Genomic DNA, 13,218 nt, shown 5'->3' with positions numbered 1-13,218 from the left:
TGCCTTGTGTGTAAAGGGTAAAGGGTAAAGGTCAAAAGTGCTTCAATGGATCTGATTGGCTTCTTCGCCATACAGCTGGTGCAGGATCCGTTCGTTCAGTTGCGAAGGATGCCCGTCAAACACGATCTTCCCGTGGGCGATGCCGATCACCCGCGAGCAATACTCTTTCACCAGTTCGACCGAGTGCAGGTTCACCATCACCGCGATGCCGTCTTCGCTGATTTTCTGCAGCGCGTCCATGATGCGGCGGGTGTTTTTCGGATCGAGCGACGCCACCGGCTCATCGGCCAGCAGGATTTGCGGGTTTTGCATCAGCGCGCGGCAGATGGCGACGCGCTGCATCTGGCCGCCGGAGAGGTTCTCGGCGCGCTGCAGCGCGTGCGGCAGCATGTTGAGCCACTGCAACAGCTCGATGGCGCGAGCGCGGTCGGTGTCATCGAACAGTTTGAAGAAGGATTTCAGGGTGGAGGTGTGGCTCAGGCGCCCCAGCAGCACGTTGGTCATCACGTCCAGCCGCGGCACCAGGCAGAAATCCTGGAAGATCATGCCGCAGCGCGCGCGCCATTGGCGCATCTGGCGGCCGGCCAGCTGGGCGATATCCTGCGCCGCGCCATCGTCTTCGAAGTGCAGCATCTCGCCGCAGCTGGAAGGAATGGTGCCGTTCAGGGTGTGCAGCAGCGTGGACTTGCCCGCGCCGGAGCGGCCGATCACCGCCACGAATTCGCCGGCGTGCAGATCGAAATTGATGTCATCCAGCACGCGCTGCTGCGCTTTGTAGGCCTTGCCGAGTCCCTTTACCGATAACACTTTGCGGGATGCGGCGGCGTGCTGCCCTGGAAAGTCGTGCTGCGCCAATTTTAACAGTGCCTGAGCCATATGATTTCTCTGGTTTCAGTGGCTAATCATTATGGGCACCTATTAACGGATAAGTTTATGACAGTGGGATGATGGTTTTATGGCCGGGGCGTGACGCGTGCCGCCCCGGCGTTCGCCTCACGCCAGGCTAAAGAAGTCCAGCCCCAGCGCCGCCTTGACCTGCCGCAGCGTCTGCTGGCTGACCTGATGCGCGCGGCGGGTGCCGTGCTGCAGGATGCGCGTCAGCTCGCCTTTATCGGCGATGAATTCGGCGCGGCGGGTGCGGATCGGTTCGAGCAGGCTCTGCAGGCAATCCTCCAGCAGCCGTTTGATTTTCACGTCCCCCAACCCGCCGCGCCGGTAGTGCGCCTTCAGCTCCGCCACCAGCGCGGCGTCTTCGCAGAAGGCGTCCAGATAGGTGAACACCATGTTGCCCTCCACCCGGCCGGGATCGCTGACGTTGAGATGGCCGGGATCGGTGAACATGCTCATCACCGCCTTGTGCACCTCGTCGGCGCCGGCGCCAAGCTGAATGGCGTTGCCGCGCGATTTTGACATTTTGCCCTGCCCGTCCAGCCCCGGCAGACGCCCGACGTTGCTCAACAGCGGCTGGCACTCCGTTAATATCGGTTGGCCGACGATGTGGTTGAAACGCCGCACGATCTCGTTGGTTTGCTCCAGCATCGGCAGCTGATCCTCACCGACCGGCACGTGGGTGGCGCCGAAGGCGGTGATGTCCGCCGCCTGGCTGACCGGATAGATCAGAAAACCAGCAGGCAGGCTGCGGGCGAAATCCTTCTCGGCGATTTCGTTTTTCACCGTCGGGTTGCGCTCCAGCCGCGCCACGCTGACCAGATTAAGGTAGTACATCGTCAACTCGGCCAACGCCGGCAGCGCCGACTGCAGGCAGATCGTGGTCTTGTGTGGATCGATGCCGACCGCCAGATAGTCGGCCACCACGTTGAGCACGTTGGCGCTGATTTTTTGCGGGTTGTTGCCGTTGTCGGTCAGCCCCTGCAGATCCGCCACCATCACCGTTTGGTTATGCTGGTGCTGCAGTTCGACGCGCTGGCGCAGCGAGCCGACGAAGTGGCCTAAATGCAGTGGGCCGGTGGCGCGATCGCCGGTAAGAATGGTGTAGCTCATGACAGTGCTCCTGAAGGTCTGTAGACCGCCGGATCAACGCCACAAAAAAATAATGCCGCCAAACCGGCGGCATTAATAAGAGATGTGAATACTCGTGCCGCCTCAGAAGAGGCGCCACCATGACTGATTGTGGGTGGAGTGCATCGATATATTCATGGCATCAAGGTATACCCGCAGCGGCAACGCGTCAATAGCGCGTAAGACGGCGTTACACTCCGGCATTTGCGTTCCTGGCCTGGCGCGCTAGGGTAAAACCTTCAACCTGAAAAAGGAGCGCATGATGAAGATCGGATTTGCCGGACTGGGTGGGATGGGCAGCGCCATGGCGGCCAACCTGTTGCAGGCGGGCTTCGCCTTAACGGTATGGAACCGCTCGCCACAGGCGGCGCAGCCGCTGGTGAGCGCCGGCGCGCAGCAGGCAGAACGGCCGGAACAGCTGGCCGATGCCGACGTGCTGCTCACCATGCTGGCCGACGATGCCGCCACGCAACAGGTGGTAGTCGACAGCGGGTTGCTGCAACGGATGAAACCGGGCGCGCTGCATATCAATATGGCGACCATCTCGGTCGAACTCGCCAAGCGTTTGACGGCGCTGCATGCGGAACACGGCATCGGCTATCTCGCCGCGCCGGTGCTGGGGCGGGTCGACGTGGCCGCCGCCGGCAAGCTGAATATTCTGGCGGCCGGCGATAGCGAGCGGCTGAAGCAAGCGCAGCCGCTGTTCGATGCCCTCGGCCAGAAAACCTGGCACTTCGGCGCCGATCCGGCGCAGGCCAACGTGGTCAAAATCGCCACCAACTTTACGCTGGCCAGCGCCATTGAAGCGATGGCGGAAGGCAGCGCGCTGGTGCGCAACTACGGCGTGTCCGGCGCCGACTACCTGCAGATGCTGAGTAGCACCGTCTTCGCCGCCCCGGCCTATCAGGGCTATGGCGCGCTGATCGCCGCCGAGAAGTATTCCCCCGCCGGGTTCCGGCTGGCGCTGGGGCTGAAGGACGTCGGGCTGGCGCTGGCCGCCGGCGCCGACAGCCATACGCCGATGCCGTTCGCCGGGGTGCTGAAAGACAACTTCCTCGACGCGATGGCGCAGGGGGATGCGGATCTGGACTGGGCCGCGCTGGCCAAGGTGGCGGCGCGGCGGGCGGGCCTGAAATAACGAACGGGGGCCGAGGCCCCCGTTTTTCTGTTCTCAGAACACGATGTCCGCCGCGGGCACGGCGCGGATCGGCACGCCGAAGCTTTCGATATTCGACAGCGTCTCGTTATGGTGGGTGCGGATCAGCAAACCGTCGGCATAGGGTTTGTCGTGGCAGGTGTGGGCATCCGCGGCCAGCGTCACCGGATAACCGTGCGCCGCCGCGCTGCGCACCGTGGTGTCGATGCAAAACGGCGTGGAGTAGCCGCAAACCACCAGCTGCGATACGCCGTGGGCGATCAGCAACGCGCCGAGCGAGGTGCGCAGGAACGAGTCCGGCGTGGTTTTATCCACCCGGTGATCGCCCGGCGCCACCTTCAGCGCCGCGAGCACTTGCCAGGCGACGCTGCCGTGCCGCAGCTCATCGTCCGGAGTGTGGCGCTGAATCACGACAACCGGCACGCCCGCCAAGCGGGCGCGCTCGCTCAGCTGATTGATGCGCGCAACGGTGCCCGCGGCATCCGCCGGCGGCGGCGTAAACAATCCTTCCTGCACATCGATAATCAACAGCGCGCTGGTCATGGCGGCTCCCGAAGAGAAGATAAATAGCGTCAGCACACCGGCTGGCGCGGGCGGAAAATATGGTCGACGCCCTGCTCGCGCAGCCGGTTCACCAGATCGTGCCCGCCGTTCGGCGTGGCGTGCGCCAGCTGCCGCTCGGCGGTAAACACCGGGCTGGCCCAAAACAGGTTCACCGGGTCGCCATACTGCTGCGGCAGCGCCAGGTGCGCGTGATGTGGGTAGAAGGACGACGATAAAATATAACCCTCGTAGCCCAGCGGCGCCACGTCCGACTCCAGCGTATGCCCTTCGCCGATCCAGGTCAGCCGCGCCCACGGCGCGTGCGCGAAACCGGCCAGCGCGCTGGCCATCTGCACCGCGTTGTCTTCGGTCATGTATTGGCTGTCGATGGCGATCGCCATCTCCATGCGGCGATAGCGCGAAGCCTCGTCGTTGAACAGGATCTCCACCCACGGCATCGGCCGGATGCTCACCCCCATGGTGAGGAAGTAATAGATGCCGTCGCGCTCGTGCTGGGTGATGGCCATCGGTGGCCACTTGCCCTGATCGATGGCGTAGTACTTCACCGAAGGGCCGAAATGCGACTCATAGCGCGCCTGAAAATCGCGCTGCATCTTCGGCCACGGGTTGCCCTCTTCACGCTGCCAGCTGCGCCAAAACTGGCGGGTGCTTTCCGCCTGCGCATATTGCGTGTTGGTCGAGGCCGAACCGAGCGGATAGGCCAACGGGCTCTCCTTGATGCAGCTGGCCGAATAGCACACCGAATGGTCGATATACAGGCTCCAGCCGGGGATCACCGCCAGCAGTTGGCCGTAATACCACAGGGCCGCGCCGTCGTCGCTTTCGCTCCACACCACCATCAGCCCTTCCGGGTTCAGCGGCGCTTCGCCTTCCAGGTTGCGGCAATACTCCGCCGCCAGCATCGGCGGCTGCCCTTGTTCCAGCGCGGCGCGATCTTCCTGCAGCGGCGCGGCGGCCAGGTTGCGCAGCCAGCAGGCGCGCACCTGATAGCGATCGCTGTAAGCTTCGGCGGGATAGATATAAAAATAGGCTGCCCGGTGATCTTGCTGAACCACCGCGACCAGCGTCTGGTTCTCATTGCTGACTTCAGCAAGTACGTATGACTCGTTCATATCACCTCAATAGGGTCAGGGCGCGGCAGAATCGGCTGCGCGCCAAAAATGGAATGTGGCTTTGCCCCCAAGTGTAAAACGCATTACTGGACGGATCACCCGTAAAAGTCTCAAAAGCGTCCGTAAACGAAGATAAACAAAGGTTAATTATAGCGGCTGTGGCTCATAACGGCTGAGTGATGCGCCGCACCGCGCGCTGATAGGAGCCGTTGCGCATCGACGCGCCCAGCACCTTGCCGAGTCCTGCGGCGCCCGTTCGCACCAGCCGCCGCCGCAGCGCGCCCGGATGAAAACCGAACTGCCGCTGCGCCCAATCGGGTAACAGATCGATGCCCGCCTGCATCACCACCCCGCCGAGCGGGCGCGCCAATGCGCTCGGCGCCGGTGCCTTCAGCAGAATGCGCGCCACCTCTTGCGTGCGTTCATCGCAGACCAGCTGCGGCCGCATCGCCTGCAGGTACTCTTCGACCTCCGCGCAGGACTGAGGGATGGCGGTCGCCCCCAGCGCGGCGGCCACGCACGCCGCTTCGCGGTAGTATTGATCCTGTAACTCGCGGGAAAGATGGGGGTTGCGGTAGCGCAGGTGGCTGGCCAGAAAACGGCTGCTCTCCGCGACGTGCACCCAGGTGAGCAGCGCCGGATCGCTGGCGGCATAAGGCGTGCCGTCGCTGCCGACGCCGGTCACCCGCAGATGGATGGCTTTGACTTTGGCAATCAGCCGCTGCGCCTCGGCGGTCGGGCCGAAGGTGGTAACCGACACGAACTGGCTGGTGCGGCGCAGGCGGCCAATCATATCTTCGCGGAAGTTGGAGTGATCCCACACCCCGGCCAGCGCCAGCGGGTGCAGCATCTGCAGCAGCAAGGCGCTGACGCCGCCGCACAGCATCGGGGTGAAATCGCGGTGAACCTGCCAGATGACCGACTGCGGGCCGAACAAGCCCGGATCGCCCGGCGGGTTCTCAAAATCGACGCCGCCGAGCGCCAGTCCGGTCAGGCTGAGCACCTGTTTTTCTATCGCTGCGCGTACCGCTTCCATCCTGCTGCCCTCTCGCTCATTCAGCGGCCAGTGTATCACGCGGCGGGCGCCCCATTGCGCCCTGTGGCGGTTGAAAGCATTAACTTACTGAATTACATTTATTATACCGCCGGCAGAAAGGCGGGCCTATTCGATCCACTGCAGAGGCGCTTTGCAGGGCGTTAACCCACGTTAATTCGGCACTAACCCCACAAAACCTCTATCTAGTTTTTTTCCTCCAACTTAGATAGCAGAGAGTTCGATGATTACCATCAGAGCACGCGCGGCGGAAGACAACGCGCAATTGGCAGATATCTGGCTGCGTTCGGTGCGCGCCACTCACCATTTTTTAACCGAAGACAACATCGCGCAGCTGTTCCCGCTGGTGCTGAACGACTACCTGCCGGCGGTTAACGTCTGGGTGGCCGAAGAGCGGCCGGGGCATCCCTGCGGCTTTATCGGCCTGAACGGCAACAAGGTGGAGATGCTGTTTATCGACGCCGATCAGCGCGGCAAAGGGGTGGGCAAAGCGCTGCTGACCCACGCGGAAACGCTGCACGATGAGCTGCAGCTGGACGTGAACGAGCAAAATCCGCAGGCCAGCGGCTTCTACCGCCACTACGGGTTTGTCATCACCGGCCGCTCGCCGCTCGACGGCCAGGGCAACCCGTTCCCGCTGCTGCACATGAAGCTGGACAAACGCTAGCCCTCCCGCCGGCCGCCCTGCGGCCGGTTTTCTCCCCCCTGTTTCACCCGCCGCTTTATATATCAAATCAGAATAAGTAATAGAATTTACATTCTTCCTGTCACTATAAACCCTCGGTAGGATTGCCAGGTATTCACCCGCAACAGAGGTTCCGTCCGCCACTCCCCGCCGGGTTGTGCCCGCCGAAAAGCCGAACGATCCCTGTCCGGCGCACCGCGCTCTGGACGGAATGCTGTGAAGTATCGATAAGGATCCGCTTCGCTATGATCGTTCTTTCGAACGTTTGCAAAACTTTTGACAGCACACAGGGCCGCGTCGTGGCGGTAGACAACGTCAGTCTGGCGGTAGAGGCCGGGCAAATTTACGGCATCATCGGCTACAGCGGCGCCGGCAAAAGCACGCTCATCCGCCTGCTTAACGGCCTGGAAACGCCCACCAGCGGCCGCATTGACGTAGGCGGCTTCGATATCGCCCGCGCCAAAGGCAGCCACCTGCGCCAGGCGCGCCTGAAAATCAGCATGGTGTTTCAGCACTTCAACCTGCTGTGGTCGCGCACCGTCAGCCAAAACATCGCATTTTCCATGCAGATCGCCGGCGTGCCCAAGGCGCAGATTGCGCCGCGCGTGGCGGAACTGATCGCGCTGGTCGGCCTGCAGGGGCGTGAAGACGCCTACCCTTCGCAGCTCAGCGGCGGCCAGAAACAGCGCGTCGGCATCGCTCGCGCGCTGGCCAATAACCCGAGCGTGCTGCTGTGCGACGAGGCCACCTCGGCGCTCGACCCGCAGACCACCGACGCCATTCTCGACCTGCTGCTGGATATCAACCGCCAGCTGAAATTGACCATCGTGCTGATCACCCACGAGATGCACGTGGTGCGCAAAATCTGCCACCGCGTGGCGGTGATGGAAAACGGCCGCATCGTCGAAGAAGGCCCGGTACTCGACGTGTTCACCCGGCCACAGCAGCCGATCACCCGGCAGTTCGTCAAACAGGTGTCGCAGTATGCGGATACCGAAGAGAGCTTCAACCCGCTGCTCACCGCCCATCTGCCGGGGGCGATTTTCAAGCTGACTTTCGTGGGCGTGCAAACCCATCAGGCGGTGATCTCTGAAGTGATCCGGCGCTATGCCCTGACCGTCAACATTCTGCACGGCAAGATCAGCCACACCCTCAACGGTTCGTTCGGCGAACTGTACATTCACGCCGAAGGCAACGAACAACAAGTCGCCGACATGCTCAGCCTGCTGCACGAAAGAGATATCGCCGTCGAGGTTATCCAACATGATTGAGTCCCTGTTCCCCCACCTGCGTCTGGACTCACTGTGGGACGCCACCTGGGAAACGCTGTACATGACCGGCATCGCCGGTTTGGCCACGCTGGTGCTGGGCATCGTGCTCGGCGTGCTGCTGTTTTTAACCTCGAAGGGCCAGCTGTGGCAGAACCGGGCGGTCTACTCGCTGATCTCCGTGTTGGTCAACGTCTTCCGCTCCATTCCGTTCATCATTCTGATCGTGCTGCTGATCCCGTTCACCAAATCGCTGATCGGCACCATTCTCGGCGCGGACGCGGCCCTGCCGGCGCTGATCGTCGGCGCGGCGCCGTTCTACGCCCGGCTGGTGGAGATCGCGCTGCGCGAGGTCGACAAAGGGGTGATCGAAGCGGCGCGCTCGATGGGCGCCAAAAACCGCACCCTGATTTTCCGCGTATTGCTGCCGGAAAGCTCGCCGGCGCTGGTTTCCGGCATCACCGTCACCCTGATCGCGCTGGTGAGCTACACCGCGATGGCCGGGGTGATCGGTGCCGGCGGCCTGGGCAACCTGGCCTATCTGGAAGGGTTCCAACGCAACCACAGTGACGTGACGCTGGTGGCGACGCTGACGATTCTGCTGATCGTTTTCGTCATTCAGTTCATCGGCGACACCCTGACAAGAACGCTCGATAAACGTTAATTAACCAAGGAAAACGATGATGAAAAAGCACCTACTGATGTTGGCTTTCGCCTCCGTCGCCACCCTCGCCTCTTTTGGCGCCACGGCAGCGACCAAGCTGGTGGTCGGCGCCTCCAACGTGCCGCACGCCGAGATCCTCGAACAGGCCAAGCCGATACTGGCGAAGGAAGGCATCGACCTGCAGATCAAGCGCTTCCAGGACTACATCCTGCCGAACACCGCCTTGGCCAGCCGCGACATCGACGCCAACTACTTCCAGCACGTGCCTTATCTGAACTCGGTGCTGAAAGACCACGCCGACGACAAGAGCTACGACTTCGTCAGCGCCGGCGCGATCCATATTGAGCCTATCGGCATCTACTCGAAGAAGTACAAGAGCCTGAAAGATCTGCCGGAAAACGGCAAAATCATCATGCGCGACGCGGTGGCGGAAGAAGGCCGCATCCTGTCTATTTTTGAGCGGGAAGGCGTGATCAAGCTGAAGCCGGGGGTGAGCAAGGTGGACGCGCGCATCAGCGACGTGGTGGAAAACCCGAAACACCTGAAATTCCAGGCCAACGTTGAGGGCGCGCTGCTGCCGCAGATGTACAACAACGACGAAGGCGACGCGGTGGTGATCAACGCCAACTACGCCATCGACGCCGGGCTGAATCCGACCAAAGATCCGATCGCGGTCGAAAGCGGCGAAAACAACCCGTACGCCAACATCATCACCGTGCACAAGGCCGACGTGAACAAGCCGGAGATCGTGGCGCTGGTGAAGGTGCTGCACTCCAAACCGATTCAGGACTTTATCCGCGAGAAATATCAGGGCGCGGTGATCCCGGTCAATCAGTAACGGGTTACACGGCCCGGTAAAAGCCGGGCCGGTTGTTACACCTTATTGCCGATCTGGCTGAGCCGCGGCCACACCAGCATCAACGCCTCCAGCAACCGCAGCAGATCGCTCCGGCTTGCCCCTTCGCGCGCCTGCACCGACATGCCTTCAATGGTGCAAATCACGTATTTCGCCAGCAGCGTGGTGTCGGTTTTCGCCAGCAGTTCGCCCTGCTGCACCTTGCGATCGAAGCAGGCCTTCAGCGCCGCTTCCTGCGCATGATGTTTCCTGCGCAGCATCTGGGCGACGTCGTCGGACGCAGACGACAGCGCGGCCGAGGCGCACACCATAAAGCAGCCTGACGGCGTATCGGGGTCGGTAAACACTTCGACGGAAGAGCGCACGTAGGCCTCGACGATCTCGGCCACCGGCAGATCCTGCTCCAACAGTTGGTTGGTGCAGGTGGTGTATTTTTGCAGATAGCGTTCCACCGCCGCGCGGAACATCCCTTCCTTGTTGCCGAACTCCGCATACAGCGTCGGCGCCTTGGCGCCGGTCACTTCCACCAGATCGGCCAGCGAGGTGGCTTCATAGCCGTGCCGCCAGAACAGATCGAGCGCGCTTTCCAGCGCCCGATCGCGATCAAATTGTTTCGGTCTGCCGCGGCTTTTCTTGCCGCAGACCGCTTCATTGATGCCCATCGTTCCTCTCCTATCCCGCTCCACGGCAGGGTTAGCACAAATAACTTAACGATCATTATAAAAAAATATTGCGCCCTCGTCGAGAACCGATTAGCATTTAGTTATCGATCGTTAAGATAATTTAGCGAAGCGGATTAACCCCCTCTATTTACCGTTATCGGAAAGGAAATAATATCATGAAAAACTTAAAATTAACCTTAGCAGCTCTCACTCTGGCCAGCGTTTCCTTCGGCAGCTTCGCCGCCGATTTAGTCCAGAACCAACCGGCAGACCAGCAGAAAGTGGGCGTCATCACCGTCAGCGGCGCGTCCGATCTGACCTCGCTGGAAAGCAGCCTGGCCGCCAAAGCCGATCAGGCGGGTGCCAAATCCTTCCGCATCATCGGCGCCGGCGGTAACAACCAGCTGCATGGAACCGCAGAAATCTATCAATAACAAGACATTAAACCAGCGGATCGCGAAAAACTCTGCTCCCAACGCCAGGGCATCAAAAAAAATTAATTAACGAGCATTAAAAAAATACTTGCAATCCGTCAAACCGGCATCTAACATTAAATTATCGATCGCTAATTAATTTAACGACCTTACAAAACAAACATCGTAAAGAACATAGATAGGAAATAAGACCATGAAAAACCTGAAAATGACCATCGCCGCCATCGCACTGGCCTCTGTCTCCTTCGGCAGCTTTGCCGCCGAACTGGTCAACGCTCAACCGGCCGATCTGCAAAAAGCCGGCGTCGTTACCGTCAGCGGTGCTTCCGACCTGAGCAGCCTAGAAAACAAACTGGCGGCCAAAGCCGACGCGGCCGGCGCCAAATCCTTCCAGATCATCGCCACCACCGGCGACAACAAACTGCACGGTACCGCGATCATCTACAATTAATTGCCAGATAGGTAATCGTGCAAAAGGGCGGCTCAGGCCGCCTTTTGTTTGTTTTGACGCCAACGTTCTGTTGTAAGCTGTAGCAACCTTTTTTTGCTGAGCCGAGCAACGACATGACTCCCCTGCTGTTTCACAAATATCACGGCCTGGGCAACGACTACCTGGTATGCCACCGTTCGGTCGCCGATCGTCTGAGCCAGGAACAGATCCGCCTGCTGTGCCACCCGCATTACGGCATCGGTTCCGACGGCCTGCTGATCGACAGCGGCGACGCCGTCAATCCCACCCTGCGTATCATCAACCCGGACGGCTCCGAAGCGGAGAAAAGCGGCAACGGCCTGCGTATCTACGCGCGGTATCTGTTCGACAGCGAGCGCGTGGGGCATCAGCCGTTTCTGGTGCACACCGCCGGCGGCGACGTGCGTTGCCAAGTGGCGGAAGACGCGCATCAGATAACCGTGGAGATGGGGCGCGCCAATTTCAGCCCGGCGGCGCTGCCGGCCTTGATCGATCTGCCGGAGGCGCTGAACTATCCCCTGCCCCTGAGGGAGGAGACGTTAAGCGTTTCGCTGGTGTCGATGGGCAACCCGCACTGCGTGGTGCCGGTGGAGAAACTTGATCTGGCGCAGGTGCATCGGCTCGGACCGCAGATTGAGCGCCATCCGCTGTTCCCGAAACGCACCAATGTACAACTGGTGGAAGTGGTCGATCGCCAGACGCTGCGCATCGGCATCTGGGAGCGCGGCGCCGGTTTTACCCTCGCCTCCGGCAGCAGCAGCTGCGCCGCCGCCAGCGTGATGCGCAAGTTGGGACGAGTCGGCGATCGGGTTAGCGTGCGGATGCCGGGCGGCGAACTGCAGATCGCCTTCAGCGGCGATTTTCAGGTCAGCATGCGCGGATCGGTGCATAAAATCGCCACCCTGACGCTGGACGAAGATTGTTTTGCCGGCGGCGCGGGGCTGTTTACGGGATCCACCCCAACAGTCTGAACCACAGATAGTCCAACGGCACCAGCAGTACGAAGCTGAGCGCGGCCAACAGCAGGCACAGCTTCAGCCCTTCGCGTGCCGGCACTTTGCCCATCCCCATCGCCACCACGATCGGCGAAGCCTGATACGGCAGCAGCGGCGTGGCGTAACCGATCACCTGGGTCATCAGCACCGTCAGCAGCGGCAAGCCGCTGCCCGCGGACAGCGCCTGCGCCAGCGGGGTAAACAGCGCCGGCACGCCGTTGGCGGTCACCACGAAATTCAGCAACGCGGTGATCCCCACCAGCGAACCGAATGCGGTGAACGGTTTGCCGTGCAGATCCGGCATCATCGCCAGCAGCGCACCGCCCAGCCGATCGCCAAGCCCCGAGTGGCTGACCAGCGCCGTCAGCCCCAGGATCCCCGCCACGTAGATGCAGGTGCGCACGTTAACCCCGGCGGCGAACTGCTCGCCGTTGAGAAACCCGCTACGCGGCAACAGGCACAAGCAGGCCGCCGCCAACCCGATCCAGGCGGGAGCGATGCCGTGCCAGCTGTCGGTCATCCACAGCAACACCGTGGCGCCCAACAGCGCGATCAGCCGCCATTCGGCGGCGCTGAGCGGGGTTTGCGCCGCCTCGGCCGCCACCGGCTGCGGCCGCGCACGGAACAGGCCGCAGATGCACAGCGTCAGCAGCGCGCCTTTGGCAACCCCGAGCACCGGGGCGTGCAACAGCAGGTAGGAGAGATAAGCGAAGTGGCTGCCGTAGGCGCTTTCCGCCGCGCCGCTCATCACCAGGTTGGGCACGTTGGCCGGCAGGATGCTGGCGGAGAGCTGGAAGGTGCCGAACCCCACCGCCAGCGCCAAACCGATGCGGCCGCGCGTGCCCTCCGCCAGACCGGCGCGATCGGCCAACGCCATGACGATCGGCATCAGCAGCGTAATGCGCCCCATGTTGGAAGGCATGACAAACGCCAGCGCGTAGCTTATCGCCACCACGCCGCCCACCAGGCGCGGCCAGGAGCCGGCCAGGTGCGGCAAGAGTCGGTTGGCCAGGCGATCCGCCAAGCCGGTGCTGCGGATGGCGGTGCCCAGCACGAAACCGCTGAGCACCAGCCAAAATGCGGAAGACGCGAAACCGGAAAAGGTCACTGCGGCGGGCGCCAGCTGCAACACCATCACCGCCGCGAAGAACAGCAGCGCGACCAGATACTCCGGTAAGCGGGCGCTGGCCCATAGCGCGATGACCACCAGCGTGACCAGCGCGGACAGCGCCATCGGATCCCCCAACATAGTTTCCTCCCTGATAAAACGTTGTGATTGT

At 61.7% G+C, this 13,218-nt stretch carries 15 protein-coding genes; 8 read left to right on the top strand and 7 right to left on the bottom strand.

Going from position 1 to position 13,218, the window contains the following annotated elements; all coding sequences use genetic code 11:
* Positions 1-42: 42 nt before the first annotated feature.
* On the bottom strand, positions 43-876 hold the full coding sequence (phnC, locus tag ACK3CV_RS07505; RefSeq protein WP_060418331.1) for a phosphonate ABC transporter ATP-binding protein: 834 nt from the start codon (positions 874-876) through the stop codon (positions 43-45).
* A gap of 117 nt (positions 877-993) precedes the next feature.
* Complete coding sequence (gene trpS, locus ACK3CV_RS07500; RefSeq protein WP_164140671.1) at positions 994-2,001, bottom strand: tryptophan--tRNA ligase; 1,008 nt, start codon at positions 1,999-2,001, stop codon at positions 994-996.
* A 280-nt stretch (positions 2,002-2,281) separates the two neighbouring features.
* Here trpS and ACK3CV_RS07495 point away from each other — a divergent pair, with 280 nt between their 5' ends.
* Entirely contained in the window at positions 2,282-3,157 is an 876-nt protein-coding gene (locus ACK3CV_RS07495; protein WP_164140820.1) for an NAD(P)-dependent oxidoreductase, read from the top strand.
* A 33-nt stretch (positions 3,158-3,190) separates the two neighbouring features.
* Here ACK3CV_RS07495 and ACK3CV_RS07490 read toward each other — a convergent pair whose 3' ends face one another.
* The 3 genes from ACK3CV_RS07490 to ACK3CV_RS07480 all read right to left on the bottom strand — a co-directional run bounded on the left by ACK3CV_RS07490 (position 3,191) and on the right by ACK3CV_RS07480 (position 5,887).
* A complete protein-coding gene (locus ACK3CV_RS07490; RefSeq protein ID WP_164140670.1) occupies positions 3,191-3,718 on the bottom strand; it encodes a cysteine hydrolase family protein in 528 nt (175 codons plus the stop codon).
* 29 nt (positions 3,719-3,747) lie between these two features.
* A complete protein-coding gene (locus ACK3CV_RS07485; RefSeq protein ID WP_164140669.1) occupies positions 3,748-4,851 on the bottom strand; it encodes a suppressor of fused domain protein in 1,104 nt (367 codons plus the stop codon).
* Between the two features lie 163 nt (positions 4,852-5,014).
* On the bottom strand, positions 5,015-5,887 hold the full coding sequence (locus ACK3CV_RS07480; RefSeq protein WP_164140668.1) for an oxygenase MpaB family protein: 873 nt from the start codon (positions 5,885-5,887) through the stop codon (positions 5,015-5,017).
* A gap of 241 nt (positions 5,888-6,128) precedes the next feature.
* Between ACK3CV_RS07480 and ACK3CV_RS07475 the strand changes: the two genes are divergently transcribed.
* The 4 genes from ACK3CV_RS07475 to ACK3CV_RS07460 all read left to right on the top strand — a co-directional run bounded on the left by ACK3CV_RS07475 (position 6,129) and on the right by ACK3CV_RS07460 (position 9,360).
* Positions 6,129-6,572: an acetyltransferase gene (locus ACK3CV_RS07475; protein ID WP_015377088.1), complete on the top strand. Its 444-nt coding sequence runs from the start codon at positions 6,129-6,131 to the stop codon at positions 6,570-6,572.
* 263 nt (positions 6,573-6,835) lie between these two features.
* The gene (locus ACK3CV_RS07470) at positions 6,836-7,861 is read left to right on the top strand and encodes a methionine ABC transporter ATP-binding protein (RefSeq protein ID WP_048233037.1); all 1,026 of its coding nucleotides are present in this window, start codon (positions 6,836-6,838) and stop codon (positions 7,859-7,861) included.
* Positions 7,854-8,522: a methionine ABC transporter permease gene (locus tag ACK3CV_RS07465; protein WP_033653452.1), complete on the top strand. Its 669-nt coding sequence runs from the start codon at positions 7,854-7,856 to the stop codon at positions 8,520-8,522. The genes ACK3CV_RS07470 and ACK3CV_RS07465 overlap by 8 nt, the downstream gene beginning before the upstream one ends.
* A gap of 19 nt (positions 8,523-8,541) precedes the next feature.
* Positions 8,542-9,360: a MetQ/NlpA family ABC transporter substrate-binding protein gene (locus ACK3CV_RS07460; RefSeq protein ID WP_164140667.1), complete on the top strand. Its 819-nt coding sequence runs from the start codon at positions 8,542-8,544 to the stop codon at positions 9,358-9,360.
* Positions 9,361-9,395: 35 nt separating this feature from the next.
* Here the strand turns inward: ACK3CV_RS07460 and ACK3CV_RS07455 are convergent, their stop codons facing one another.
* Positions 9,396-10,040, bottom strand: coding sequence for a TetR/AcrR family transcriptional regulator (locus tag ACK3CV_RS07455; RefSeq protein ID WP_164037391.1), 645 nt, complete (start codon positions 10,038-10,040; stop codon positions 9,396-9,398).
* 176 nt (positions 10,041-10,216) lie between these two features.
* On the opposite strand from ACK3CV_RS07455, the gene bhsA (ACK3CV_RS07450) reads away from it, so the two are divergent.
* The 3 genes from bhsA (ACK3CV_RS07450) (at position 10,217) to dapF (ending at position 11,914) form a co-directional block, all read left to right on the top strand.
* The gene (gene bhsA / locus ACK3CV_RS07450) at positions 10,217-10,474 is read left to right on the top strand and encodes a multiple stress resistance protein BhsA (protein ID WP_033637578.1); all 258 of its coding nucleotides are present in this window, start codon (positions 10,217-10,219) and stop codon (positions 10,472-10,474) included.
* 193 nt (positions 10,475-10,667) lie between these two features.
* Complete coding sequence (bhsA, locus tag ACK3CV_RS07445) at positions 10,668-10,925, top strand: multiple stress resistance protein BhsA (RefSeq protein ID WP_004939517.1); 258 nt, start codon at positions 10,668-10,670, stop codon at positions 10,923-10,925.
* Between the two features lie 113 nt (positions 10,926-11,038).
* Positions 11,039-11,914, top strand: coding sequence for a diaminopimelate epimerase (gene dapF / locus ACK3CV_RS07440; RefSeq protein ID WP_164037394.1), 876 nt, complete (start codon positions 11,039-11,041; stop codon positions 11,912-11,914).
* Here dapF and ACK3CV_RS07435 read toward each other — a convergent pair.
* The gene (locus tag ACK3CV_RS07435; protein ID WP_164037396.1) at positions 11,889-13,187 is read right to left on the bottom strand and encodes an SLC13 family permease; all 1,299 of its coding nucleotides are present in this window, start codon (positions 13,185-13,187) and stop codon (positions 11,889-11,891) included. The two genes, dapF and ACK3CV_RS07435, sit on opposite strands and share 26 nt — an antisense overlap.
* Positions 13,188-13,218: the final 31 nt, after the last annotated feature.

The sequence above is a fragment of the Serratia sp. TSO36 genome, assembly GCF_057808395.1.
Note: the sequence above shows the minus strand (reverse complement) of the source record. Positions and strands in the feature narration are given on the sequence as shown.

Coding starts and splice junctions, on each gene's coding strand:
- phnC (WP_060418331.1), bottom strand. CDS start 876: ATGGCTCAGGCACTGTTAAAATTGGCGCAGCACGACTTTCCAGGGCAG.
- trpS (WP_164140671.1), bottom strand. CDS start 2,001: ATGAGCTACACCATTCTTACCGGCGATCGCGCCACCGGCCCACTGCAT.
- ACK3CV_RS07495 (WP_164140820.1), top strand. CDS start 2,282: ATGAAGATCGGATTTGCCGGACTGGGTGGGATGGGCAGCGCCATGGCG.
- ACK3CV_RS07490 (WP_164140670.1), bottom strand. CDS start 3,718: ATGACCAGCGCGCTGTTGATTATCGATGTGCAGGAAGGATTGTTTACG.
- ACK3CV_RS07485 (WP_164140669.1), bottom strand. CDS start 4,851: ATGAACGAGTCATACGTACTTGCTGAAGTCAGCAATGAGAACCAGACG.
- ACK3CV_RS07480 (WP_164140668.1), bottom strand. CDS start 5,887: ATGGAAGCGGTACGCGCAGCGATAGAAAAACAGGTGCTCAGCCTGACC.
- ACK3CV_RS07475 (WP_015377088.1), top strand. CDS start 6,129: ATGATTACCATCAGAGCACGCGCGGCGGAAGACAACGCGCAATTGGCA.
- ACK3CV_RS07470 (WP_048233037.1), top strand. CDS start 6,836: ATGATCGTTCTTTCGAACGTTTGCAAAACTTTTGACAGCACACAGGGC.
- ACK3CV_RS07465 (WP_033653452.1), top strand. CDS start 7,854: ATGATTGAGTCCCTGTTCCCCCACCTGCGTCTGGACTCACTGTGGGAC.
- ACK3CV_RS07460 (WP_164140667.1), top strand. CDS start 8,542: ATGAAAAAGCACCTACTGATGTTGGCTTTCGCCTCCGTCGCCACCCTC.
- ACK3CV_RS07455 (WP_164037391.1), bottom strand. CDS start 10,040: ATGGGCATCAATGAAGCGGTCTGCGGCAAGAAAAGCCGCGGCAGACCG.
- bhsA (WP_033637578.1), top strand. CDS start 10,217: ATGAAAAACTTAAAATTAACCTTAGCAGCTCTCACTCTGGCCAGCGTT.
- bhsA (WP_004939517.1), top strand. CDS start 10,668: ATGAAAAACCTGAAAATGACCATCGCCGCCATCGCACTGGCCTCTGTC.
- dapF (WP_164037394.1), top strand. CDS start 11,039: ATGACTCCCCTGCTGTTTCACAAATATCACGGCCTGGGCAACGACTAC.
- ACK3CV_RS07435 (WP_164037396.1), bottom strand. CDS start 13,187: ATGTTGGGGGATCCGATGGCGCTGTCCGCGCTGGTCACGCTGGTGGTC.